Raw genomic sequence first — 23,343 nt, 5'->3', positions numbered from 1 at the left:
TTCGCTACGGCAGGTTATTTGACGCCGGCCGGCGGCCGCCGACAACACGGAGCACGATGCCGGCGGCCAGCAGCACGCCGCCCGCCAGCAGCGCCGCCACAATCCACTGCCCGAAGCTGGTCGTGGCCGCCGCCACGAATTCACGTTTGAAGATCCCCGCCACGTCGTTGCCGCTCCCGACGCCCTGGACCATCGTTCCTGCCGCGTCCGAGCCAAATTTCCAGACACCGGCCAGGACCAAGGCCCCCAGACCGGTCCCGGCAAGGACCGTCCACTTCCGCCGCGCCGCGACGAACGCCAGGAGGAACGCAATGGCCGAGCCCACAGCCACGGCCGTGCCCATCGGCGCATAGGCCGAGACCCGTTCGATGAGCTGGCGCTGGTCGGACTGGCCGATGCTGATGCGCACCTGCTCCGGTGCCTTAATCGGAACGGGAGAGGCCTCCGAGACGCGCTTGACCACCAACCCGACCAGCGGGGCGACGTCCAGTGTCAGGGAGGTGGTGCCGGCCACTTCCGGCGGAAGCGTGCGGGGATCGGCGAAGCTTAGCCGGTGGCTCCTGCGCAGGGTCTCTGCCCAGGCCTCCGAGTATCCGGGCATGGAGGTCAGTGACTTCGCGGCGTCCGCCAGGATCGGTTTGACCACGGCCTCGAGGGGAGCGGGCATCTGCTGGCCGCCGAAGGCCATCCCATTCACGGCGGCCGTGGCCAGCCTCTTCTGGAACGCGGGGTCCTTGCCGAGCGTTGCGGTGAGGGCGACGAAACCCTCCTCCTGGACAATGTTCCGGTCCACCCACATGGCCGGGACGGCAACAGCCGCCATGGCGAGGCCGATCAGCACTGCAATGGCCGAGACAAAAGTGCGCACGAAAGTCTCCTAGAAGGTTGGGAGTAGAGCCATCCTACGGTGGCGTCGCCGCGAACCCGAATGCAGGGCACCGTAAAGCGGGGCACCGTAAAGCAGCGGCCCAAAACGTCCGGCCCTACTGGTAGAGCTATGGATAGAGTTGAAGCAGCTCCCCTCTTTATCAAAGGACCATGCATGCACCCGCACCTGCACCAGGCACTTTTCGCCGGCGGCCACCGGCATGTCTGAAGACACCGCCGCGGCCACCACCCTGCCGGCGACTGCGGCAGACACCAGCCCGGACAACCCGTGGCCGCTGCAGCTGCTCTCACAAAAACTGAAGATGCACATCGACCGGGCGCCCTCGGCCTGGGTCGAGGGCCAAGTCATCGAACTCAACCGGCGCGGCACCAACGCCTACCTCACGCTGCGGGACATCGACGCGGAGATCTCCCTCCCTGCCTCGGTCTGGACCAACGTCCTGGACCGCCAGCCCACGCCGCTGGAGCGCGGTTCCCGGGTGGTGGCGCTGCTCAAAGCCGAGTTCTGGCTGAAGACGGGCCGGCTGAACATGTCGGTCAAGGACATCCGGCCGGTAGGACTCGGCGACCTGCTGGCCAGGATCGAACGTCTGCGCCAGGCCCTCGCGGCGGAGGGGCTGTTCGCCGACTCCCGCAAAAAGCGGCTGCCCCTGCTCCCCCACCGGATCGGCCTGATCACCGGCCGCGACTCGGATGCTAAAAAAGACGTGCTCCGCAACGCGGCGCTGCGCTGGCCCGCCGTCGAATTCGAAATCCGCGAGGTGGCCGTCCAGGGCAACACCGCGGTGGCCCAGGTCATCGGCGCGCTGCAGGAGCTGGACGCCCACCCGGAGGTCGACGTCATCGTCATCGCCCGCGGCGGCGGCGCCCTGGAGGACCTGCTCCCCTTCAGCAGCGAGGAACTCATCCGGGCCGTGGCCGCCGCAACCACGCCGATCGTCAGTGCGATCGGCCATGAGGCGGACCGTCCCATCCTCGATGACGTCGCCGACCTGCGCGCCTCGACGCCCACCGATGCGGCGAAACGGATTGTGCCCGACGTCGTGGAGGAACTGGCGCGGGTCCGGCAGGCCCGGGAGCAACTGCGCCGCGGCGTCACCCGCCTGGTCGAGCGGGAGACGGACCGGCTGGCCTCGCTTCGCTCCCGACCGGTGCTGGCAGCCCCGGAGGGCATGGTCACCGCCCGGCACGACGACGTCGAACGGCTCAAGGGCCGCTCCCATGCGGCCATCAACACCGCCGTCGTGCGGGCCGCCGACCAGCTGGTCCACCTTAAGGCCCAGGTGCGCGCCCTCTCGCCGCAGAAAACGCTGGACCGCGGCTACGCCGTCGTCCAGCTCGACGATGGCAGCACCGCCCCGGGAACCCGCCACGAAGTGGTGCGACACCCGGACCAAGCACCCGCCGGCACTCCCCTGGCCGTGCGGGTGGCCGGCGGCAGGTTTAAGGCCCAGTCCACCGGCGGCCAGGAGCCCGCCGAGGACTGACCGGCCCATTTCCAAGAACCCAGGCAATCCAGACTTCCCGGACCCCGCGACGGGACCCCGACACGCGGTAGGCACCGGACCCACGCAAGGAGCATCAGCATGGCAGCAGAAAACGCAGCAACCCCGACCCCGAACACCGACATCGACGGCCTCAGCTACGAGGAGGCCCGCGAACAACTCGTGGGCGTGGTGGGCAGGCTGGAGGCCGGCGGCGCCAGTCTCGAGGAATCCCTCGCACTGTGGGAGCGCGGGGAGGCCCTCGCGAAGCGGTGCGAGCAGTGGCTCGAGGGCGCCCGCAAGCGTCTCGCCGCGGCCCGGGACCAGGCCGGCCAGGAAAGCTGACCTGCGGACGGCCGGCTAGGAGCGCCGCACCAGCTCGCTCTCCATGTCGACGTCGATCTCCGGGACCGGCCACTCGAGCGCCAGTCCTTCCAGCGCGTCCAGCAGCAGCTGCTGTACAGCGATCCGGGCATACCACTTCTTGTTGGCAGGGACCACGTGCCAGGGCGCAAGCTCGGAGCTGGTCCGCTCAAAGGCGGCCTGGTAGGCGTCCATGTAGTCGTCCCAGAAAGCCCGTTCCTTGAGGTCGTTGCCGCTGTACTTCCACATTTTCGAGGGGTCTTCCAGCCGTGCGAGCAGCCGTTCCTGCTGCTCATCGCGGCTGATGTGCAACATGACCTTGACGATCTTCGTCCCGGCGGCCGCCTGCCGGGCCTCGAACTCGTTGATGGCCCGGTAGCGGCGCTCCAGTTCCTCTGCGTCCGCCCAGCGGTGCACCCGGTGGATCAGGACGTCCTCATAGTGGGAACGGTCGAACACGCCCACCATGCCGGCCGCTGGTACTTCCTTCTCGATCCGCCAGAGGAAGTCGTAGGACTGTTCCTCCGGGGTGGGCGCCTTGAACGACTTGAGCTGCACACCCTGCGGATTCATCTGGCCCATGACGTGGTTGACGATGCCGCCCTTGCCCGCGGTGTCCATGGCCTGCAGGACCAGCAGGACGCGCTTCTTTCCGCCGGTCCTGGACTCCGCAAAGAGCTGCTCCTGCAGCTGCGTGAGCTTGCCGTCGAGCTCGCTAAGCAGGGTCTCTCCGGCGGCTTTGTCCCCGGCGTAGCCCGGTGTGGAACCCGGGTCAAGGTCGCGGAGGCTGAACTTCTTGCCTGCCCTCAGGGTCTCGGAGGGATGTTTGTCGAAGTCCACGACATCTGCCATCAAAGCCTCTTTCCGGTTCGGGCAGCCCGCCGGCCGGACGTTCGGCGAGCGGCGCTGCTGTCCCGAATCCTAGTTGCCCTGGTACCGGCTCAGGAAGTCCGCCATGCGGTTGATCGCTTCCTCGAGGTCCTTGACGTTCGGCAGGGTCACCATTCGGAAGTGGTCCGGCCGGACCCAATTGAAGGCGCGGCCGTGGGAGACGAGGATCTTCTGCTGGCGCAGCAGGTCCAGGACGAACTTCTCGTCGTCGCGGATGTGGTAGACCTCGGGGTCCAGGCGCGGGAACAGGTACATCGCCCCGCGGGCCTGCTGCGTGCTGACGCCCGGGATGGCGTTGAGCATGTCGTAGGCCTTGTTCCGCTGCTCCAGCAGACGGCCGCCGGGCAGGATCAGGTCGTTGATGCTCTGGTATCCGCCGAGTGCCGTCTGGATCGCATGCTGCGCCGGCACGTTAGCGCACAGCCGCATGTTGGCGAGCAGGTTGATGCCTTCAAGGTAGTCCGCAGCGTCCTTCTTCGGACCCGAGATGGCCATCCAGCCGGCCCGGTAGCCGCAGACGCGGTAGGCCTTGGACAGCCCGCTGAAGGTCAGGCAGAGCACGTCGTCGCCGGTGAGGCTGGCCATGTTCACGTGGACGGCGTCCTCGTAGAGGATCTTCTCGTAGATCTCGTCGGCGAACAGCACGAGGCCGTGCTTTTCGGCCAGGGCCGCGATCTTCTTGAGCGTTTCCTCCGGGTAGACCGCGCCGGTGGGGTTGTTGGGGTTGATCACCACGATGCCCTTGGTGCGCGGCGTGATCTTCGCTTCGAGGTCGTCCAGGTCCGGCTGCCAGCCGGATTCCTCGTCGCAGAGGTAATGCACAGGCTTCCCGCTGGCCAGGGCCACCGACGCCGTCCAGAGCGGATAGTCCGGGGTGGGAATGAGGACCTCGTCGCCGTCGTCCAGCAGGGCCATCAGCGACATGGTGATGAGCTCGCTGACGCCGTTGCCCAGGTAGATGTCGTCGACGTGGATGTTCTGGATGCCGCGGGTCTGGTAGTACTGCGAGACGGCGGTGCGGGCGGAGAAAATGCCTCGGGAATCGCTGTAGCCCTGGGCGTGCGGCAGGTGGCGGATCATGTCCACCAGGATCGCGTCCGGCGCTTCAAACCCGAACGGGGCCGGGTTTCCGATGTTCAGTTTGAGGATGCGGTGACCCTCTGCCTCCATCTGCTGGGCGGCCTGAAGAATCGGTCCACGGATGTCGTAGAGGACATTATGAAGCTTGGTGGACTGCTTGAATTCTGCCATTCATCAAATATGCCATATGGCGGATGTACTTCCCCTGAGACTTGTCTCACAGCGGAAGTCCGCGTCACACGGGCTCCCCGGGGCCGCCTGGCACCGAGCGGCGTTACGACGGCGGCGGAACGACGGCGGCCGCCGGGTCCGGGGGTTCCGGATCCGGCGGCCGCCGTCGAACGCTCAAAAGCTCCGGTCTACTTGACCAGGCCCTTGTCCTTGAGCCACGCTGCCGCGGCGTCCTTCGGGTTCTGCTTCTCGCTCCCGCCGACCGCCCGGTTGAGGTTGATCAGGTCCTCAGTGGTGAGCAGCTTGGAGACGGCGTTGAGCGCCTCCTTCGCCTTGTCGGTCATCTTGGCCTTGTTGTACAGCGGCAGGACCTGCTGGGCGATGAAGTTGTTCTTCGGGTCCTCCAGCACCACCAGGTCGTTGTCCGCGATGGCAGGGGTGGTGGTGTAGATGTCGGCCACCTGGACCTGGTCCGAAAGCAGGGCCTTGACCGTGACGGGGCCGCCGCCGTCGCTGAAGGGTTCCAGCTTCTTGGGCTCGCAGTTGTAGTTCTTCTTCAGGCCGGGCAGCCCGTAGGCGCGCTCGGCGAACGTTGCGGGGGCGCCGACCACGATCTCGTTGCAGACCTTGGCCAGGTCCTCGATGGACTTCAGCTTGTACTTCTCCGCGGTGGCCTTGGTGACCACCATGGCATCCTTGTCCTCGGCCTTGGCGGCGTCCAGCACGGCCAGGCCGTCGGGAAGCTTGCCCGGCAGTGCCTTGGCAATGTCGTCGGCGGAGATCTCGGTGGCGTCCTTGTTGACGTGCAGCAGCAGGTTTCCGCTGTAGTCCGGGATCACGTCCACGGAGCCGTCCTGCACGGCCTTGAAGTAGACCTCGCGGGAACCGATGTTCGGCTTGGTGGTGGCGGTGACGCCGGCGGCGTTGAGTGCCCCGGCGTAGAGCTCCGCGATGATCTGGCTCTCGGTGAAGTCGGCCGAACCGATCACGAGGGCGCCGCCGGCTCCCCCGGAGGAACCGCCGCTCGCGGGTGCCGAGGACAGCGGGTTGGACGAGCCTCCGCAGGCGGACAGGGCCAGGGCCAGGCCGACGCCGGCGGCGAGGCCGCCGAATGCGCGCCTGCCGAGGGCTCGTTGGCGGTTTTCTTTCATGACGTACCTCCTTGGACAACAGTCTCCGCCGGTGCGGGGTCTGTGAGATCAACCGCGGCCTGCTGGCTTCGGTTTGGCTTGTTGGCGGCCCCACGGGACAGGAAGAGCCGCTGGAATAGGACGAGGACAAGGTCGACGGCGATGGCGAGTCCCGCGATGAGCAGCGAGCCGCCGAGCATCTGCGGGAAGTCGGAGAGCACCAGGCCGTCGAAGAGGTAGCGGCCCAGGCCGCCCAGGTTGATGTACGCGACCACCGAGACCGTGGCGATCACCTGGAGGACTCCGGTGCGGAACCCGCCGAACATCACCGGAAGCGCGTTGGGGAACTCGGCCCGGAAGAGCACCTGGAGTTCGGTCATGCCCATGGCCCGGGCGGCGTCCACGACGTTCCGGTCCACGCTGGAGATTCCCGCGTAGGTCCCGGCCAGCAACGGCGGCACGGTCAGGATCACCAGCGCCCAGACCGGAGGCATCAGCCCGATCCCGGCCAGCAGGACGAAGAGCGTCAGCAGGCCCAGGGTCGGCAGGGCGCGCAGGGCCCCGGCGAGGGCCACCACGGCCACCCGGCCGCGGCCGGTGTGGCCGACGTAAAGGCCGATCGGGACGGCGATGGCGGTCGCAAACAGCATCACGAGGCCGGTGTACTGCAGGTGCTCGGCCAGGCGAACCGGAATGCCGGTGCTGCCGGACCAGTTGTCCGGGTCGGCGAGCCACGCGGCGGTGTCGGTGATGACGTTGCTCATGCGGACGCCCCAGCCGTGGAATCGGACAGCCGCCGGGCCGCGGCCGGCTCCCCGGGCTTCCCGGTTTTCCCGGCGCCTGCCCGGGTCCACGGGGTCAGGAGGCGTTCGAGCAGGACCAAAACGGAGTCCATCAGCAATGCCAGCACCAGGATCGCAATGATGCCCACCATCACCTCGGTGACGAAGTCGCGCTGCAGCCCGGAGGTGAAGAGCATGCCCAGGTTGCCGATGCCCAGCAGGGCGGCGACGCTGACCAGGGAGATGTTGCTGACCGAGACCACGCGGAGCCCGGCGAACAGCACCGGCAGGGACAGCGGCAGGTCGATCTGCAGGAACCGTGCCAGGGGTTTGAAGCCCATGGCGACGGCGGCCTGCTGCAGGTCCTCGTCCACGGAGTCAAACGCGTCCAGGGCGGCCCGGACCAGGAGCGCGACGGCGTAGATGGTCAGGGCCACTACGACGTTGACCGGGTCCAGGATCCTGGTCCCCAGCACGGTCGGCAGGATGATGAAGAGAGCCAGCGACGGGATGGTGTAAAGCAGCGAGGACGCGGTCAGGACCACGGTGCGCAGGGTCCGGTTCTGCCTGGCAAGCTGGGCCAGCGGGATCGAAATCAGCAGGCCGAAGAGCATCGGCAGGATCGCCAGGACGAGGTGCTGGCCGGCGAGGCTGAAGACCTGCCCGCTGTTGGCCAGGAACCATTGCATCAGCGCACGCCCTGCCGGACCCGGCGGTCCGCTTCGATCACGGCGAGCACTTCTTCCGCCGTGATCACACCGGCCACCCGGCCGTCGGCGTCGACAGCGACGCCGAGTCCGGACGGCGAGGACAGGGCCGCGTCCAGCGCGCGGCGCAGGGTCTCGCCCTTGTGGAAGAGGGAACCGCCCGGGACGGTCGCCGCTCCGGCGCCCGGCGCGCTCCAGCCCAGCGGCCGGTTGTCGGCGTCGACCACGAGCTGCCACTCGCCCGCTCCGGGGCCGCCGTCACGGCCGAGGGCGTCGGCGCGGACGGTGTCGACCGGGTGGATCGTGACGCCGTCGGAGGGGCTGAAGGCGAGGTGCCGGAAGCCTCGGTCGCGGCCCACGAAGGACGCGACGAAGTCGTTCGCCGGGGCCCGCAGGATCTCTTCCGGCGTCGCGTACTGCGCCAGCTTGCCGCCGCCGGCGAAGACGGCCACCTTGTCCCCGAGCACCGTGGCCTCGTCGATGTCGTGGGTGACGAACACGATGGTTTTGGCCAGGTCGCGCTGCAGGCGGAGCAGTTCCTTCTGCAGTTCATCGCGCACCACGGGATCCACCGCGCTGAAAGGTTCGTCCATGAGCAGCACGGGCGGATCTGCGGCGAGGGCACGGGCCACTCCCACGCGCTGTTGCTGGCCGCCCGAAAGCTGTGAGGGGTAGCGGCGGCCGAGGCCGGAGGCGAGGCCGACGACGTCGAGCAGCTCCTCCGCGCGCTTGCGGGATGCCGCCTTGGACACGCCGTTGAGCCGCGGGACGGTGGCGATGTTGTCCAGCACGGACCGGTGCGGCATCAGCCCGGAGGACTGCATGACGTAGCCCATGGAACGGCGCAGCTGCGCGGCGGGCACGGAGGTGACGTCCTGCCCGTTGACGGTGATGGTGCCCGAGGTCGGCTCGACCATGCGGTTGATCATCCGCAGCGAGGTGGTCTTGCCGCAGCCCGAGGGGCCGACGAAGACCGTGATGGCGCCCTTGTCGATAGACATGCTCAGATCGTCGACGGCGGCCTGGCCGCCCTGGTACTGCTTGGTGACGCTCTGGAACTCGATCATGGCCTCTGCCATTCCGGGCTTACCTAACTGTTGGCGGCAACATGGGACGGTCCAGCCAACTGATCATATGCATGCTGATTTTTGGCTGTAAAGCGGGTATGACCCAGCGTAGCTGCCACCGCTGGCGATGTCGGAGCACAGAATCGAAGAAACGGGCCTGATAACGTCGGCGGCGCCGGGGCTACCCTTGGCATTCGGCGCCGGGCGGGATTTGGATGGGCGCGGGTTCAGACCCGGCCCCGGACCCCGCGCTGGTCCGGGACCGGCACTGTGTCACGTCGCCCGACCGCTGCCCTTACCGTGGCCTTTTCCGTTGTCTTTTCCCCTGCGGGGATGGTCGTGGCTGAGCCGCTCGGCCGCCCGCTGGCTCCGGCTGGCCACCACCACCTTCTGATGCCACTCCCGCTGGTACGCCCGCCGGGCGGCGGCGTCGTGGCGCCGGGCCAGCGCCGCCACTTCGCGCTGCATCTTGAGGTAGCTTGCCCAGCGGCGCTCGTCCAGGGCACCCTCCGCGAGCGCGGCCTGCACGGCGCAGCCGGGTTCGCGGCCGTGCGCGCAGTCGGTGAACCGGCACCGGGTGAAGAGCTCCTCGAGATCGCCGAACATCTCGTCCATGCCGTCCCCGGCATCGAACAGGCCAAAGCCGCGCACCCCGGGCGTGTCCATCAGCACCGAGCCGCCGGGCAGTGGCACCAACTCCCGGGACGTCGTGGTGTGCCGGCCCTTGCCGTCACCGGCCCGGACCGCACCCGTTTCCTGCGCCTCGAACCCGACGAGGGCATTGATCAGGGTGGACTTCCCGGCGCCCGAGGGGCCCAGCAGCACGATGGTCCCGCCGGTCGGCAGATGAGCCAGCAAGTCATCGAGGCCATCGCCCTGCTCGGCGGAGGTGGTGACCACGTCGACGCCGGCGGCCTGCAGCATGACCTGCCCGACGACGTCGTCCGCCACCTCAGCGAGGTCTGCCTTGGTGATCACCACCAGCGGGGTGGCGCCGGAATCCCAGGCCGCGACGAGTGTCCGTTCGAGCCTGTTGTGCGTGAGCGGACGGTCCACCGGCACCACGACGCCGACGATGTCCATGTTGGCGCCGAGCACCTGCGCTTCGGAGGATGCCTCGAAGGCGCGCTTGCGGCTCAGCTCTGAGCGGCGCGGCAGCACGCCCACGATGGCTGGATCGCCCACCGGGTTGCTGCCGAGCCAGACCCAGTCGCCGGTGGCCGGGATGGGTCCGGTCCGCGGGTAGGGCAGCTGTGCCTGGCCGGCATGGTCCGCGACCAGCACGAGGTTGCGGTCCACCCGGACCACCCGCCCGGCTCTGGTGCCGCCGGGGACGGGATTGGCGGCGAAAAGTTCCGTGACGGCCTCGGTGAAACCGAAACGGGCCGGCCCCTGGAGGCCGGAGTGGTGGCTGAACTGAAGATTCAATGAAAACCCTTTGATGGGCCCGGCTGCGCATTGCCCGCTGCGGTCTGGAGAGACCGGTCAGCTGTAAGGGCTAGGAGGTGTAGACTGCCGGGGCAGGAATAATGATGGGGCTTTGGGGTGTGCGCTGCGCGCGCAGTTCCGTTGCTTTCATTGCTTCCACCTCCCCGGCTATCTGGCCCACAGCTGGGCTCATCGGGCGGCCTTCCCGGCCGCGGTTTCTCTAGGGTAACCGCCCGCGCCGCGGCTGGCTAGGGATTTCTCAGGCGAGCTTTCCGTCCAGCGGTCGCTCGCGGTACAGCCGGAGCGCGGCATCGACCAGTGAGACCCGGTTCAGGCCCGCCACCTCGGCCAGCGGGATCCAGGCCGCGTGCGTGGTGCTGCCGCCTACCTCATGCCGCAGTTCCCCGCCGGTGATGCTCGCTTCATAGACCAGCCGCAGGGACTGGAAGTCGCGGTGGCCGCCGTCGAGCCGGCTCTCGGCGGGCCAATGCCCGACGTCGATCCCCAGCATGGCGCCGATCTCAGCGTGGTAGCCGGTCTCCTCGTAGATCTCCCGGCGGCACCCGTCCACGGGGTGCTCGGCGAGATCCAGACCGCCACCCGGCAGGGTCCAGCCCTCCTTGCCGCCCTGCTTCCAGTACGCGAGCAGGAGGCAGTCATCCCGGAGGATCAGTCCGTAGGCAGCCGGGCGGGTATCGAATGGCAGGGTCATTGCTCCAGCGTAACGGCGCAGCGCGGGCCCTGCCGGATCTCCCGGTTCGGCCCTAAAGTTTGAGTGTGACCAACCTCGAAGTCCTTCCGCCCGAAGAAGTCTGCCCCGCCGCCCACAGCGTGGAGGGGACCGCCAGCGGCCCGTGCCTGCAGTTGTGGCCGGCCAGGGAGGTTCCGCTGGGCGGCGTCCGCGCCATGAACGTCTCGCGGACCCTGCCGCAGCGCGGGCTGCCGACGGTGGGCGCGTGGTGCTTCCTGGACAGCTTCGGACCGGACCGGGTGTCCATGTCCGTGCTGCCGCACCCGCACACGGGGTTGCAGACTGTCACCTGGCCGCTGGCCGGCAACATCCGGCACCGGGACAGCGTGGGCAGCGACGTGATCGTCCGCCCGGGCGAACTGAACATCATGACGGCGGGCCGCGGCGTTTCGCACTCCGAATTCGCGGTGCTCCCCGTAAACGGGGTTCCGGGCGGGCCGACACCGGAACTGCCCGTGCAGCGCGGGCTGCAGTTGTGGGTCGCGCTGCCGGACTCCGAACGGCACCGCGCACCGGCCTTCGAGCAGCACCGCGAGCTGCCCGTGGTCCGCGGCGACGGCTTCAGTGCAACCGTCATGGTGGGGACCCTGGCGGGCACCACCTCGCCGGCCACCATGTACTCCCCGATCGTTGGCGCCGACATCAGCTGCACCGGAGGCATCAGCCTGCCGCTGCGGCCGGAGTTCGAGCACGCCGTGCTGGTGCTCGACGGCGCCTTGGACCTGGACGGCCAGGAGGTGCGGCCGGGCCCGCTGGGCTACCTCGGCTCCGGGCGCAGCCGCCTGGACCTGGACGCCGCTCCGGGCACTCGTTTCCTGTTGCTGGGCGGCGAGCCGTTCGAGGAGGAGCTGCTGATGTGGTGGAACTTCGTCGGCCGCAGCCACGAAGAGGTGGAGCAGTCACGGCTGGACTGGGAAGCCCAGGCCGGGCTCTCCGACGACGACGCGTCGCGGGCACGGTTCGGGCTGGTGCGCGGACATGGTCCCGACGCCGGATCCGAAGCCGGCCGCATCCCGGCGCCGCCGTTGCCGGGGGTGCCGCTGCGGCCGCGACGCCGGCAGTGACTCCGTCCTAGGTTCCCGCCGCTGCGGCTGCCGCTAGCCCTGCTCGGCGACGAGCTGGAGCACCCCGAACACGGGTTCCTGCTGCAGCACCCGGACGTCGGTGATCCCGGCCGCGGCCAGGGCAGCGCGGAACGATTCCTGCAGCCGCGGCACGTTCATGCCGAGCCCGCTGCCCAGGATGACCGGGCCCTCGATGCCGAGCTGCCTCACGGTCTGCTCGGCCATGGCGGCGAGGTCGCGGCCGGCCTGGTCTATCAGCTCCCGGCTCGGCTCATGGCCGGCGTCCGCCGCCGCCACGACGAGCCGGGCGCGTTGGGCCCAGAAGCGGCGTCCGGTCTCGGGTGAGTGGAACAACGCAATGAGTTTGTTCGGGTGGCCCACCCCGCAGGAATCCAGCAGGGCCCTGGTAAGTTCATCCGGTTCCAGCCCCTGGTTCATCCGGCGCAGGCTGTGCCGCACGGCCTCGCGACCCAGCCAGTAGCCGCTGCCTTCGTCGCCGAGCAGATAGCCCCAGCCGCCGGCCCGGGCTTCCTGTCCGCGGCTGTTCTTGCCCCACGCGGCCGAGCCGGTTCCGGCGATCACGGCGACGCCGGTGCTGGCCCCGCCGGCTGCCAGCAGGAGCCGTGAGTCGTGCACGACGGTGATCTTGGCGCCGGGCACGTGCGGGGCGATCAGCGCGGCGAGCGCCGCGGCGTCGTCGTCGGTGTCGATCCCGCCGGCTCCGGCGTAGACCTGGGCGACGTCACCGCCGCCAATCCGGGCGAAGAGCTCCGCGAGGTTCCGGGCGGCTTCCTCGGGAGTGACGTTCTGGACGTTCGCGCTGCCCACGGACTCGTCGGCCACGGGCGTGCCGGCCTCGAACCGGACCCCGCGGGTCTTGGTGCCGCCGATGTCGAGTCCGATCACGGCGCCGGATGTAGTGGCATGCGCGGCGGCGGAAACGGCGTCCGGCGGGGTGGGGATGTCAGAATGAGTCACCGGAACAGCCTACTGAATCACCGACAGGAGCGAGCAATGTCCCGCGATATCTTCGGTACCCGCATTATCGCCGCGCCGATGGCCGGCGGGACTTCAACTCCGGCCTTCGTCACGGCCGTGCACGAGGCCGGCGGTCTGGGCTTCCTGGCCGCGGGCTATAAGAGCGTTGCTGCCATGCTGGCGGACATCCGCGCCGTCCGCGAGTCCGGTGCGCGGTTCGGCATGAATGTCTTCGTCCCGGACCCGGCCCAGCTGGCGCCCTCCGCGGCCACCGTGGCCGAGCTCGAGGCATACCGGCTGCAGCTGCGCGCAGACGCCCTGCGCTACGGTGTGGAGCTCCCGACTTTGCGGCTCGATGACGACGACGCGTGGCAGGCCAAAGTCGAGGCCCTGCTGGCGGATCCGGTGGAGCTGGTCAGTTTCACCTTCGGCCTCCCCGGCGCGGACGTGGTCCACGCCCTGCAGCGGGCGGGGTCGGCGGTACTGGCCACGGTCACCACCGCGGCCGAGGCCCGGCAGGCGGCCGAACAGGGCGTGGATGCCCTGGTGGTGCAGCATGCGTGCGCCGGGGGCCACAGCGCGGCGTTCCTGCCCGTGTCAGGCGATCCGGGTTCAGCCGTGCCGGGTCCCGCCGCGCCGGCCACGACGGCGGAGCTGATTGCGGCGGTGCGCTCCGCCGTCGCGCTCCCCCTCGTCGCGGCGGGCGGGATCATGGACGCCGCCGGCGTGGACCGGGTGCTGGCCGCGGGCGCACAGGCAGCCCAGCTGGGCACGGCCTTGCTGCGCACGGAGGAGAGCGGCGCCCGGCAGTTGCACAAGGACGCCCTGGCCAGCCCGCACTTCACCCGGACGGCCCTGACCAGGGCTTTCACCGGACGGCCGGCCCGGGCGCTGGTCAACGAGTTCGTCCGGGACCACCCGGACGCGCCGGAGGCCTACCCGGCGGTGCACCACCTCACTGCCCCGCTGCGCGCGGCCGCCGCCGCCGTCGGGGATGCGGAGCGGCTGAACCTCTGGGCCGGAACCGGCTGGCAGCAGGCGCGCGCCGCCTCCGTCGCGGACGTCCTGCCGGGCCTGTTGGGCTGAGCGGCGCGGGCGGCCTGCCCGCTCGCGGCGTCGCTGCGGACTCGCCGTGTGGAGACGTCGAGCCCGGACGGAACCCGCGAGCGAAGAACGGCGACGACGGTGCGTGCGCGGGCCGTCCGGCTCAGGTGCCCGAGCGTCCGCGGACAAAACCGGCCAGGAGCGCCGGGCCCTCGCTAAGCACCAGCTCGCGGAACAGCCGCACCGGGTCCGGCTCGGCGTCCGCTCCCCCGCGCCGTTCCCGCCAGGCCAGGCCGATCTCCCGGAACGCAAGGCCGGAATCGAGCGCCAGTTCCACCCAGCCCAGGTCGCCGGACTGCCCCGGGGTGTGGCGTCCGGGGGCCAGTCCGCCGGGCGGCAGGATGCTTACACCCAGCCCCGCCGAGACGAGTCCCCTGGCCGTGTGGGAGTCCTGGCTTTCGAAGGCGATGCGGGGCCTGAATCCGGCTTCCCGGAACAGTGCGTCCGTCAGCGAGCGCATGCCGTAGCCGGGGCCCATCGCCACGAACGGGTCCTGACGGATCTCCGCGAGGCGGGCACGACGACGCCGGGCGAGCGGGTGCCGGTGGTGGACCACCAGCCGCAGCGGTTCCCGGTACAGGGCAGCCGAGGAGATCAGCCGGCTCGGCGCCGCGATCGGGGCGGTGAGTGCCAGGTCCGCGTCCCCGGCGGCCAGTTCGGCCAGGCAGCCGTCCCGCGCACCCTGGCTGAGGTCGAAGGCCGGCTGCGGATGCCGGCTGCGGAAGGCACTGATCAGCAGCGGCAGCATCGCCTCGCCGAAGGTGTGCTGGAACGACACCGCGATCCGGCCGCGCACCACCTCCGACTCGTGCCGGACCAGGTCCAGCCCGGTCTGGAATTCGCCCAGTGCGGCCTCAATGTGCGGGAGGAGCGCCTTGGCCGCGGGGGTCAGCCGCACGCCGCGTCCGTCCCGGATCAGCAGTTCCGTCCCGATGATGCCGCTGGCCCGCGCAATCCCACGGCTCACCGTCGACTGGGGCAGTCCCAGCACCTCGGCCGTGGCGGTGATGTGCTGGGTCCGCCCCAGCTCGGCCAGCAGGGGCAGCAGCGGCAGCAGCTGGACGAGCTGCTTGTGCTCAACGTCCATGCCCAACCCTCTCAATCGTTCCGTATTTGCCATGAATACTATGAGAAACATGCATTGGAAGCATGTCTTTCCGGGACCTATTCTGGGGACATGCCCCGCCTCCCCCTCCGCAATCCCGCAACCGAGCCCGGTTCCGCAGCTGATGCGGGTACCGCAGCTGATGCGGGCACCGCGGCGGACGGCAGCCCCGCAGCCGACGGCCGGGTTACCGCGTGGGCGGGCCATCCCAAAGGCTCGGCGGCTTACCGCCGGATCCTCGCCGGCCTGGCCTTCGCCGGCGTCGCGACCTTCGCCCAACTCTATTCAACCCAGGCCGTGCTGCCGATCATCGCCGCCGATTTGCAGGTGACGGCCGCCGAGGCGGCCCTGACCATCTCCCTGGCCACCGTTGGCCTGGCCGCGACGGTCCTGCCGTGGTCCTTTTTGGCCGACCGGATCGGCCGGGTGCGTGCCATGGCCTGGGGCATCTCCGCGGCCACCGTCCTGGGGCTGCTGGCCCCGCTGGCACCCAGCTTCCCGGTCCTGCTGGGCCTGCGGATGCTCGAGGGCATGGCACTGGGCGGCATCCCGGCCATCGCCATCGCCTACCTGAACGAGGAAGTGAACAAGGCCCACGCCGCCCTGGCGGCCGGTACCTACGTCGCAGGCACCACCCTCGGCGGGCTGGCGGGCAGGCTCGTGGCCGGTCCGGTGGGCGAGCTGTGGGGCTGGCGGGCCGCAGCACTGGCCGTGTCCGTGATGGCGACGTCCGCCGCCGTCCTGTTCCTGGTGCTGGTGCCGCCGGCACGGAATTTCACCGCCGCGGCCGCCAGCGGCTTCCGCGGCGCCCTCGCAACCCTCGCCGGCCACGGCCGGAACCCGCGGCTGCTGGCCATCTACGTCCAGGCGTTCCTGCTGATGGGCGGCTTTGTGGCCGTCTACAACTACCTCGGTTTCCGGCTGTCCGGCGAACCTTTCAGCCTGCCGGCCACCCTGATCAGCCTGATCTTCCTTGCCTATCTCTCCGGCACCGTCTCCGCCCGCTGGGCCGCCGGGCTGACGCTGCGCTTCGGCCGGCGCAGCGTGCTGGTGGCGGGCACGGTCCTTATGGTCGCCGGGCTCGCACTGACCCTGACCGAGCTCCTGGTCCTGATCCTGGCCGGGCTGTTGCTGTTCACCGGCGGTTTCTTCGCGGCCCACAGCATCGGCTCCGGCTGGACCGGGGTGATCGCGAGCACGGGCCGCGCGCAGGCGGCCTCGCTCTACAACCTCGCCTACTACCTGGGATCCAGCGTCATCGGCTGGGCCGGCGGCCTGCTGTTCCAGTCCTTGGGCTGGACCGCCCTCGCCCTCGCCGTGATGGGCCTGGCCTGCACGACGGCGGTGATCACCGCCGTCGTGCATCCCGCCGGCGCGGGCGGCGCCGTCGCCCCGAGCGCATCCCCAGGGCGGAGCGCGGCGCGCTAGCGGGTCGCCTCGAGGGCCTGCACAAGATCGGCGACAATGTCCGCCGGGTCCTCCAGCCCCACGGAAACCCGGAGCAGGCTGGCGTGCGGCTTGGCCTCCGCGGCGACCGGCCGGTGGGTCAGGCCCGCGGGGTGCTGGATCAGGGTGTCAATGCCGCCCAGCGAGACGGCGTGCGTGATCATGCTGACGGCTGCCGGAATGCGCTCGGCATGTTCGGCGCTGGCCAGCTCGAACGCCAGCAGCGAGCCCGGGCCCGCCATCTGGGTGCCGACCAGGCCGCGCGGATCGCACTCCGGCAGGCCCGGATAGAACACCCGCCGGATCAGCCCGTGCTCCGCCAGGGCGGCCGCGACCTTCTCGGCGCTGGCCTGCTGCGCCCGCACCCGGACCGGCAGGGTCGCCAGGCCCCGGTGGAGCAGGTACGCCGGCCACGGCGTGAGGATGCCGCCGGTGATGGCCCGGATCTGCCGGAGCCGGACGGCCCATTCCGGGGAAACGGCGACGACGCCGCCCATGGCGTCGCCGTGGCCGCCGAAGAACTTAGTGGCGCTGTGCAGCACCATGGCCGCACCGTGCCGGTACGGCTGCTGGAGGACGGGAGTGGCGAAGGTGTTGTCCACCAGCAGCGGCACGCCGTCCGCCGCAGCCGCCGCGGCGGCGATGTCGACGAGCTCCAGGCTCGGGTTCGCCGGCGTCTCCAGGATGACGAGCCCGGTGTCGGGGCGCAGTGCCGCGCCGATGCCGTCGGGCGTGGTGAAAGTGACCTCGGTGCCCAGCACCCCGGAGGCCAGCAGGTGGTCGCTGCCTCCGTAGAGCGGCCGGACCGCCACCACGTGCTTGTTCCCGGTGGCGACGACGGCGAGCAGCACCGCGCTCAACGCGGCCATGCCGGTGGCGAAGGCGACGGCTTCTTCAGTGGCCTCAAGCAGGGCGACGCCGTCTTCGAAGCGGGCGACGGTCGGGTTCCAGAGCCGCTGGTAGACCGTGCTCTGCCCGTCCAGGTGCGGGCCGCCGGTGGCCATCTGTTCGTAGGCGAGGCCGCCGTCGTGGACGGAGGGCAGCGGCGCCGTGGTGGACAGGTCGATCGGGACGGCGTGGACGCCGAGTTCCGTGAGGCCGTTCCGGCCGGCGTGGACCGCCAGCGAGTCTTGAGAAAGCACCGTTACTCCTTATGAATATTCACCATTGAATGCGGTAAGTATCTGGCAATAATTCGGCGTTTTACAGGGGTTCTGAATGGAACTGTCAGATAGTGGCGTTTATGATGAACTCACAACACATCAAGGAGGATCCGTGAGCAGCACCACGAAGAATGTTCGGCCGGGAGCCGGAGCCGGCGAACCCCTGGACGCCATTGACGAGCGCCTGCTCGCGGCCCTGGTCGCGGATGCCCGGATTTCCAACAAGCAGCTGGCCGAACTGGTGGGGATCGCACCGTCCACGGCACTGATGCGCACCAGGGCCCTGTCCGAGCGCGGGATCATCCAGGGTTTTGAGGCCAAGCTCAGCCTTGCCGCGGTGGGCCGCTCGGTGCAGGCGCTGATTGCCGTCCGGCTGCGCGCCCACGACCGCGAACAGATCGACCGTTTCACGGCCCGGGTCCCCAAGCTGCCCGCCGTGCTGTCCACGTTCCACACCTCGGGTTCGGTGGACTACCTGCTGCATATCGCCGTCGCCACCACGGAGGACCTGCGCGACTGGGTGCTGGACAACCTGGCCACCGACCCGGTCGTAGGCCACACCGAGACCACCCTGGTGTTCGACCACATCCAGGGCAACCACGGGCCGCTGCCGGACTAGGGGTTTCCGCCCGGCTGCGGGCTCAGGCCCGCTGCCGGAGGGCGCTGCGCAGCGTGACGGCCGCCAAGCCGAGGGCAACGAGCGCGCACAGCACCACAAAACCGGCCACGGCAGCCTGCAGGCCGAAGTATCCGGCCGCCAGCCCCAGCCCGATCACCGGGAAGGCGCTGCCGAGGTAGGTGATCACGTAGACGGTGCTGATGATCTGGGCGTGGCGCGACGCCTCCACCTTGCCGGCCACATCGTTGAAGACCGTCCGGAACGAGACGCCCTGGCCCAGGCCGGCGGTGATGCTGGCGGCAATCAGCAGCCAAGGACTACTCCACGCCGCGGCTGCCGCGATCAGCAGCACGGAACCGGCGAGCAGGGACAGACCTACGGGCACCACGAAGCGCCCGCGTACGGCCAGCAGCTGGCTCAGCGCCGACGCCGCCAGGGTCAGTCCCGCGAGCAGACCGATCAGCGGCCGTGAGTCCGCATGGACAATCTGCGCGAAATAGCCGGGAGCCAGCGAGAGGCAGAATCCGAAGACGGCAAAACTGAGGAACCCTACCGCCGAGGCCAGCCAGAACGCGCCCCGCGCCTCCCTCGACACGGAGGGGCGCCGGGGTGCGAGGACCTTCAGCGGCTGGGGACCCGCGACCGAGGTGATGGCGGGCCTGGCCTTGAGCAGGTAGAGCGGCACCAGCAGGGCGGCCAGGACTACGGAGTGCAGGTAATAGGGCGTGGACGTCGGCCCGGGAAGCACGGACAGCACCCCGCCAATGGCCGGCCCCGCCGCCACCCCGCCGGCGGAGGCCAGCAGCGTAAACCGCGAGGCCCACTCGGGCCGGCTGGGCAGCAGCTCGCGCAGGGCCGCGGAACTGGCGCCGGTGGCCAGGGCAACCGCGGCGCCCTGCAGCGCCCGGCCGGCGGACAGCGCCAGCAGGCTGTTGGCGGTGGCGAAGACGAAGCCCCCGGCGAGGCCTACCAGCACGGCCAGGACCAGGGCAGCGCGCCGGCCGATGTGATCCGACCAGTGTCCGGCGAGGATGAGGGTGGCCACGAGCGCCAGGACGTAGGCGGAGAAGGCAACCGTGACGTCCAGGGCCGTGATGCCAAGTTTGGCCTGCAGCAGGGGGTACAGCGGTGTCGCCAGGTTGGCGCCGACCAGCAGCGTGAAAATCACGACGCCGGCCATCACCAGCCGTGCGGTGACGGAAGCGTCCCAGCCCCAGCGTTCTGCCGTGGCCGGGCGCATGCGAAGTTCGCTGAAGACGGTCATAGCGGTGCCCCTGCTGCATCGAAGCGGGCCGCACGCGTACCCTGTGGGGAGGCGCCGGCCCGGTTAAGATTGATATCTACAGAATGCGGTACGAATGACTTTTCCAGCCAAGTTCTGTGCCAAAATTGATCAAAACCGTCAATCACGGACCACAAGCATGAACCGGAGTGATGATTTGAACAGTCTGGACCCCACCGACCTGAAGATTCTGCTCGAACTCATCAAGGACCCGCGGATCCAGATCGGCGAACTCAGCGACGCCCTCGGGATCGCGCGGAACACCGCGCAGTCCCGGGTCCGGCGGATGCTGCGCTCCGGTCTGCTGCACGACGGCGGCCGGGAAATCGACCTGGAGGCGGTGGGGTACGACGTCGTCGCCTTCGTCACGATCGAGGTCAACCACCGCGAACTCGACGGCGTGGTGGGCGCCCTGCGCCTGATCCCCCAGGTCCTGGAGGTCCACGAAATTTCCGGCCGCGGCGATGTCTGGTGCCGGGTGGTGGCGACCGACACGCACAACCTCCAGGCGGCGCTGCGGTCCATCCTGAGGATCAAGGGCGTCATCCGGACCGAGACCGTGCTGGCCCTGCACACCCACATCCCGTACCGGACCGAGCCGCTCATCAGCCGGCTTGCCCAGGGCAGCGCCCTTGCCCCCGGCCGGTCGGCCTCGCGGCGGGCCGGTGCCGCGGATCCACAGCTAAAGACTGGATAATGTCCCCGTGACTATCATTGACAACGCCGTCTACGTTGACGGCGTCCGGCGTGCCGAGCCGCGCAACCTGGAACAGACTTTTGAGACCCTGACCGAACACGGCGGCATGGCCTGGATCGGCCTGTACCGGCCGACGGAAGAGGAAATGGCCGCCGTCGCCGAGGAGTTCGGCCTGCATGGCCTGGCGGTGGAAGACGCGATCTCCGCGCACCAGCGCCCCAAGCTGGAACGCTACGATGACAACCTCTTCACCGTACTCCGGCCGGCCCGGTACCTCGACGAGACCGAGACCGTGGAGTTCGGTGAGCTGCACGTATTCACCGGCCGGAACTTCGTGGTGACCGTCCGGCACGCCGAGACGGCGGTCGTGGGCCAGGTCCGGCGCCGGCTGGAGCGGCGCCCGGACCTGCTCTGCCACGGCCCCGAGGCGGTTCTCTACGCCCTGATGGACCAGGTGGTGGATGATTACGTCCCAGTGGTGGCCGGGCTGGAGAACGACATCGACGAGATCGAGGACCAGCTCTTCAGCGGGGATCCGCTGGTTTCCCGGCGCATCTACGAGCTCGCCCGGGAGGTCATCCATTTCCAGCGGGCCATCCACCCGTTGCCGGCCATGATGCAGCAGCTCCGGCGGGGCTTCGAGAAGTACCAGGTGGACACGGAACTGCAGCACAGCCTCCGCGACGTCGAGGACCACGTGGAGCGGCTGATTTCCCGCGCCGATTCCTTCCGCGACCTGCTGCAGAACGCGCTCACCCTGGACGGCACGCTGACGGCGAACCGCCAGAACGAAGCCAGTGCGGAACAAAACGAGCAGGTCAAAAAGATCTCTTCCTGGGCCGCCATCTTCTTCGCGCCGTCCTTTGTCGCCGGTGTGTACGGCATGAACTTCGAACGGATGCCGGAGCTGCATTGGACCTTCGGCTACCCGATGGCGCTCTTCATGATGGCGGGCACGGCAACGCTCATGTACGCCATTTTCAAACGCAAGGGCTGGCTCTAGCCGGCGCGGCGCCAATGTCCTGTCGACGCGTATACGGGCTGACGCGAGGGGCATACCCGCCACGCCAGCCTTTTTGCGCGTCATGGAATCATTTACGCGTCGGGCCGGCCTCCTGAGCGGCGCTGGCGTGCCTGGGCCACAAGGCGGATGAACGCGAGGACGAAGCAGCTCTCGATCACGGCCATCAGCCCGAGCCACAGCCACTGCCCGTGGCCGATGAAGTAGATCGTCCCGAGAAGGACCAGCACGCTGCCGAGGACAAGGGCATAGACGGCGAAGCCGAAGGCCACGCGTGCGCTGCGCACCCCGGTGCGGAAGCCGAAGCCGTGGGGCTCACCGCCCGGGTAGCCGCCCACGCGGTCCTCCGCGGCCGGCTCGAGCCGGTCGAACTCCTCCCACGGGTCACGGTCCTGTTCCCGTCGCTGCCCGGCCATAGCCCCATTATCCCGCGACGACGGCGCGCCGGCTGCCCCGGGCGGCTGCCCCGGGCGGCTTGACCGCTTAGGCGGCCCGCTGGCCGACTTCGCCGGGCGCGGCTCCGGCTGCGCCGAAGATGAGCTGGCGGGTGGCGATCTTCTCGGTGAAGAACCGGTCATGGCTGACTACCACGACGGCGCCGGGGAAGTGCAGCAGCGCCCGCTCCATCACCTGGGTGCTGGAGAGGTCCAGGTGGTTGGTGGGTTCGTCAAGCAGCAGCACCGAGGCGCCGGAGAGCAGGCACTGCGCCATGGCCACGCGTGCCTTTTGGCCGCCGGAGAGGTTCCCGATCTTCTGCTTGAGGTCTGCTTCGGAGAACTGGAACATCGCCAGGAACCGGTTGACGGACTTCTTCGTGGCGCTGAAGGCCAGGCTGTCCGGCAGCGCGTTGACGGCGTGCGAGACGGTGTCGCCGTCGTCGAGGTCTTCCAGCATACGGTTGTACGAAACGAAGCCGGGGCCCTTCGCCCACGCCACCTCGCCGGCGTCGGCGGCCTCCTCGCCGGTCAGGACCTTCAGCAGGGTGGACTTTCCGCTGCCGTTGGCACCCAGCACGGCAATCCGGTTGCCCCTGCGGATTTCGAAGCTCAAATCATCGAACAACACTTTCTCGCCGTAGGACTTGCCCAGCCCCTCCACCCGGCACAGCACGTCCTTCACGTGCAGCCCGCCGTAGATCTCGGTGACAATCTGGTCCACCGGCCGGGGCGTCCGGGATTTCTTGATCTTGGCGAGCTGGTTGCCCAGGCCGCGGCCGGCGGCCTTGGCGGCTTCACGGCGGTCGGCGATCCCTTCGGCCTCGAACGCGAGTAGCTCGGACTCGTGCACGAACTGCTGCTCGAGGGTCTTGAGCCGGAACTGCTTCTGGATCACGTATTCGCCGAAGTTCCCGGGGTATTCGTGCAGGTGGAAGTTCTCCACCTCGATGATGCGGGTCACGACGGCGTCCAGGAACGTCCGATCGTGCGAGACGATGACCGCGGCTCCCTTGAAATCGCGGAACCAGCTTTCCAGCCATTCGACACCGGCGACGTCCAGGAAGTTGGTGGGCTCGTCGAGCAGCAGGACGTCCGGCCCTTCGAGCAGGATCTTCGCCAGCGCGGCACGGTTGCGCCAGCCGCCGGAGAGCGCGTCGATCGCACAATGGCGGTGCGCGTCGTCGAACCCTAGAGTGGTCAGCACCGTATCGATGCGGCGCGGGTAGTCCCAGCCGTCGAGCCGGTCCATGTCCTCGAACAGTCCGGCCTGCCGCCCGATCAGCCGGTCCAGCTCATCTGCCGCGGGATCTTTGGCGATGGCCGCATCAATGGCGGCAAGCTCGGCTTCCACCGCCTTGATCTCGCCGAACAACCCGTCGAGGACTTCGGTGATGGTCGCGTCGCCGTTGAGCTCGGAGAACTGGGAGAAGTACCCCACCCTGGTTCCGAGGTCCACGCTGACCGTGCCGGTGTCCGGGGACACCTGGTCCAGGATCAGCTTCAGGATGGTGGTCTTGCCGGATCCGTTCTTGCCGATCAGGCCGACCCTGTCGCCGGCTTCGAGGCGGAAGAACGCCTCGCGGAGGATCTGGGTGTTGTCGAAGCGGACGCTGACGTCGTGCAGCCGGATCAGGCTCATTGCTGCTGTCCTCTCAAGGGGGTTGGCCCCGGCGATTCCCGGGGGC

Annotated in this window: 23 protein-coding genes; 8 read left to right on the top strand and 15 right to left on the bottom strand. The window is 69.1% G+C overall.

All coding sequences use genetic code 11. The annotated features are described in order from the left end of the window. Window positions 1-4 precede the first annotated feature (4 nt). On the bottom strand, window positions 5-868 hold the full coding sequence (locus AC1DH3_RS02335) for a hypothetical protein (protein WP_476908504.1): 864 nt from the start codon (window positions 866-868) through the stop codon (window positions 5-7). 220 nt (window positions 869-1,088) lie between these two features. Here AC1DH3_RS02335 and xseA point away from each other — a divergent pair, with 220 nt between their 5' ends. Both xseA and AC1DH3_RS02325 read left to right on the top strand, forming a co-directional pair. Beyond that, window positions 1,089-2,375: an exodeoxyribonuclease VII large subunit gene (xseA, locus tag AC1DH3_RS02330; protein ID WP_476908503.1), complete on the top strand. Its 1,287-nt coding sequence runs from the start codon at window positions 1,089-1,091 to the stop codon at window positions 2,373-2,375. Between the two features lie 99 nt (window positions 2,376-2,474). Further along, the gene (locus AC1DH3_RS02325; protein WP_175321268.1) at window positions 2,475-2,717 is read left to right on the top strand and encodes an exodeoxyribonuclease VII small subunit; all 243 of its coding nucleotides are present in this window, start codon (window positions 2,475-2,477) and stop codon (window positions 2,715-2,717) included. Window positions 2,718-2,732: 15 nt separating this feature from the next. Here the strand turns inward: AC1DH3_RS02325 and AC1DH3_RS02320 are convergent, their stop codons facing one another. The 8 genes from AC1DH3_RS02320 to AC1DH3_RS02285 all read right to left on the bottom strand — a co-directional run bounded on the left by AC1DH3_RS02320 (window position 2,733) and on the right by AC1DH3_RS02285 (window position 10,703). Beyond that, window positions 2,733-3,587, bottom strand: a complete 855-nt coding sequence (locus AC1DH3_RS02320) for a polyphosphate kinase 2 family protein (protein ID WP_476908502.1) — start codon at window positions 3,585-3,587, stop codon at window positions 2,733-2,735. A 69-nt stretch (window positions 3,588-3,656) separates the two neighbouring features. Beyond that, a complete protein-coding gene (locus tag AC1DH3_RS02315; protein WP_476908501.1) occupies window positions 3,657-4,877 on the bottom strand; it encodes a pyridoxal phosphate-dependent aminotransferase in 1,221 nt (406 codons plus the stop codon). A gap of 188 nt (window positions 4,878-5,065) precedes the next feature. Continuing rightward, entirely contained in the window at window positions 5,066-6,028 is a 963-nt protein-coding gene (locus AC1DH3_RS02310) for an ABC transporter substrate-binding protein (protein ID WP_441417127.1), read from the bottom strand. Then, window positions 6,025-6,771 carry an ABC transporter permease gene (locus AC1DH3_RS02305; protein WP_476908500.1) on the bottom strand — a complete coding sequence of 249 codons (747 nt, stop codon included), beginning with the start codon at window positions 6,769-6,771 and terminating at the stop codon, window positions 6,025-6,027. The genes AC1DH3_RS02310 and AC1DH3_RS02305 overlap by 4 nt, the downstream gene beginning before the upstream one ends. Next, entirely contained in the window at window positions 6,768-7,478 is a 711-nt protein-coding gene (locus AC1DH3_RS02300) for an ABC transporter permease (protein WP_441417125.1), read from the bottom strand. The genes AC1DH3_RS02305 and AC1DH3_RS02300 overlap by 4 nt, the downstream gene beginning before the upstream one ends. Next, window positions 7,478-8,575 carry an ABC transporter ATP-binding protein gene (locus tag AC1DH3_RS02295; RefSeq protein ID WP_441417124.1) on the bottom strand — a complete coding sequence of 366 codons (1,098 nt, stop codon included), beginning with the start codon at window positions 8,573-8,575 and terminating at the stop codon, window positions 7,478-7,480. Before AC1DH3_RS02295 ends, AC1DH3_RS02300 begins: the two co-directional genes overlap by 1 nt. A gap of 261 nt (window positions 8,576-8,836) precedes the next feature. Beyond that, a complete protein-coding gene (gene rsgA, locus AC1DH3_RS02290; RefSeq protein WP_476908499.1) occupies window positions 8,837-9,991 on the bottom strand; it encodes a ribosome small subunit-dependent GTPase A in 1,155 nt (384 codons plus the stop codon). A gap of 259 nt (window positions 9,992-10,250) precedes the next feature. Next, entirely contained in the window at window positions 10,251-10,703 is a 453-nt protein-coding gene (locus tag AC1DH3_RS02285) for an NUDIX hydrolase (protein WP_175321262.1), read from the bottom strand. 65 nt (window positions 10,704-10,768) lie between these two features. Between AC1DH3_RS02285 and AC1DH3_RS02280 the strand changes: the two genes are divergently transcribed. Next, on the top strand, window positions 10,769-11,806 hold the full coding sequence (locus tag AC1DH3_RS02280; protein WP_476908498.1) for a pirin family protein: 1,038 nt from the start codon (window positions 10,769-10,771) through the stop codon (window positions 11,804-11,806). Between the two features lie 33 nt (window positions 11,807-11,839). On the opposite strand, the gene AC1DH3_RS02275 is transcribed toward AC1DH3_RS02280, so the two are convergent. Next, window positions 11,840-12,769, bottom strand: a complete 930-nt coding sequence (locus tag AC1DH3_RS02275) for an N-acetylglucosamine kinase (protein WP_476908835.1) — start codon at window positions 12,767-12,769, stop codon at window positions 11,840-11,842. 51 nt (window positions 12,770-12,820) lie between these two features. Between AC1DH3_RS02275 and AC1DH3_RS02270 the strand changes: the two genes are divergently transcribed. Then, complete coding sequence (locus AC1DH3_RS02270) at window positions 12,821-13,870, top strand: nitronate monooxygenase (RefSeq protein WP_476908497.1); 1,050 nt, start codon at window positions 12,821-12,823, stop codon at window positions 13,868-13,870. A gap of 121 nt (window positions 13,871-13,991) precedes the next feature. Here AC1DH3_RS02270 and AC1DH3_RS02265 read toward each other — a convergent pair whose 3' ends face one another. Next, window positions 13,992-14,975, bottom strand: coding sequence for a LysR family transcriptional regulator (locus AC1DH3_RS02265; protein WP_476892165.1), 984 nt, complete (start codon window positions 14,973-14,975; stop codon window positions 13,992-13,994). A 90-nt stretch (window positions 14,976-15,065) separates the two neighbouring features. Between AC1DH3_RS02265 and AC1DH3_RS02260 the strand changes: the two genes are divergently transcribed. Continuing rightward, window positions 15,066-16,421, top strand: a complete 1,356-nt coding sequence (locus tag AC1DH3_RS02260; RefSeq protein WP_476908496.1) for an MFS transporter — start codon at window positions 15,066-15,068, stop codon at window positions 16,419-16,421. Here AC1DH3_RS02260 and AC1DH3_RS02255 read toward each other — a convergent pair. Then, on the bottom strand, window positions 16,418-17,581 hold the full coding sequence (locus AC1DH3_RS02255; protein WP_476908495.1) for a trans-sulfuration enzyme family protein: 1,164 nt from the start codon (window positions 17,579-17,581) through the stop codon (window positions 16,418-16,420). The genes AC1DH3_RS02260 and AC1DH3_RS02255 overlap by 4 nt on opposite strands. 133 nt (window positions 17,582-17,714) lie before the next feature. Here AC1DH3_RS02255 and AC1DH3_RS02250 point away from each other — a divergent pair, with 133 nt between their 5' ends. Beyond that, window positions 17,715-18,221: an Lrp/AsnC family transcriptional regulator gene (locus AC1DH3_RS02250; RefSeq protein ID WP_175321256.1), complete on the top strand. Its 507-nt coding sequence runs from the start codon at window positions 17,715-17,717 to the stop codon at window positions 18,219-18,221. A 22-nt stretch (window positions 18,222-18,243) separates the two neighbouring features. Here the strand turns inward: AC1DH3_RS02250 and AC1DH3_RS02245 are convergent, their stop codons facing one another. Further along, entirely contained in the window at window positions 18,244-19,485 is a 1,242-nt protein-coding gene (locus tag AC1DH3_RS02245; protein ID WP_441417117.1) for an MFS transporter, read from the bottom strand. Between the two features lie 157 nt (window positions 19,486-19,642). Between AC1DH3_RS02245 and AC1DH3_RS02240 the strand changes: the two genes are divergently transcribed. Together AC1DH3_RS02240 and corA are read left to right on the top strand one after the other, a co-directional pair. Next, entirely contained in the window at window positions 19,643-20,200 is a 558-nt protein-coding gene (locus AC1DH3_RS02240) for an Lrp/AsnC family transcriptional regulator (protein ID WP_441417116.1), read from the top strand. A 7-nt stretch (window positions 20,201-20,207) separates the two neighbouring features. After that, window positions 20,208-21,203: a magnesium/cobalt transporter CorA gene (corA, locus tag AC1DH3_RS02235; RefSeq protein WP_476908494.1), complete on the top strand. Its 996-nt coding sequence runs from the start codon at window positions 20,208-20,210 to the stop codon at window positions 21,201-21,203. Window positions 21,204-21,295: 92 nt separating this feature from the next. On the opposite strand, the gene AC1DH3_RS02230 is transcribed toward corA, so the two are convergent. Then, complete coding sequence (locus tag AC1DH3_RS02230; protein WP_476908493.1) at window positions 21,296-21,637, bottom strand: hypothetical protein; 342 nt, start codon at window positions 21,635-21,637, stop codon at window positions 21,296-21,298. Between the two features lie 67 nt (window positions 21,638-21,704). Then, window positions 21,705-23,297: an ABC-F family ATP-binding cassette domain-containing protein gene (locus AC1DH3_RS02225; RefSeq protein WP_476908492.1), complete on the bottom strand. Its 1,593-nt coding sequence runs from the start codon at window positions 23,295-23,297 to the stop codon at window positions 21,705-21,707. Between the last annotated feature and the right edge of the window lie 46 nt (window positions 23,298-23,343).

It is taken from the genome of Arthrobacter sp. 05L428 (assembly GCF_056397665.1).
This window is presented reverse-complemented; position numbering and strand designations above follow the sequence as displayed.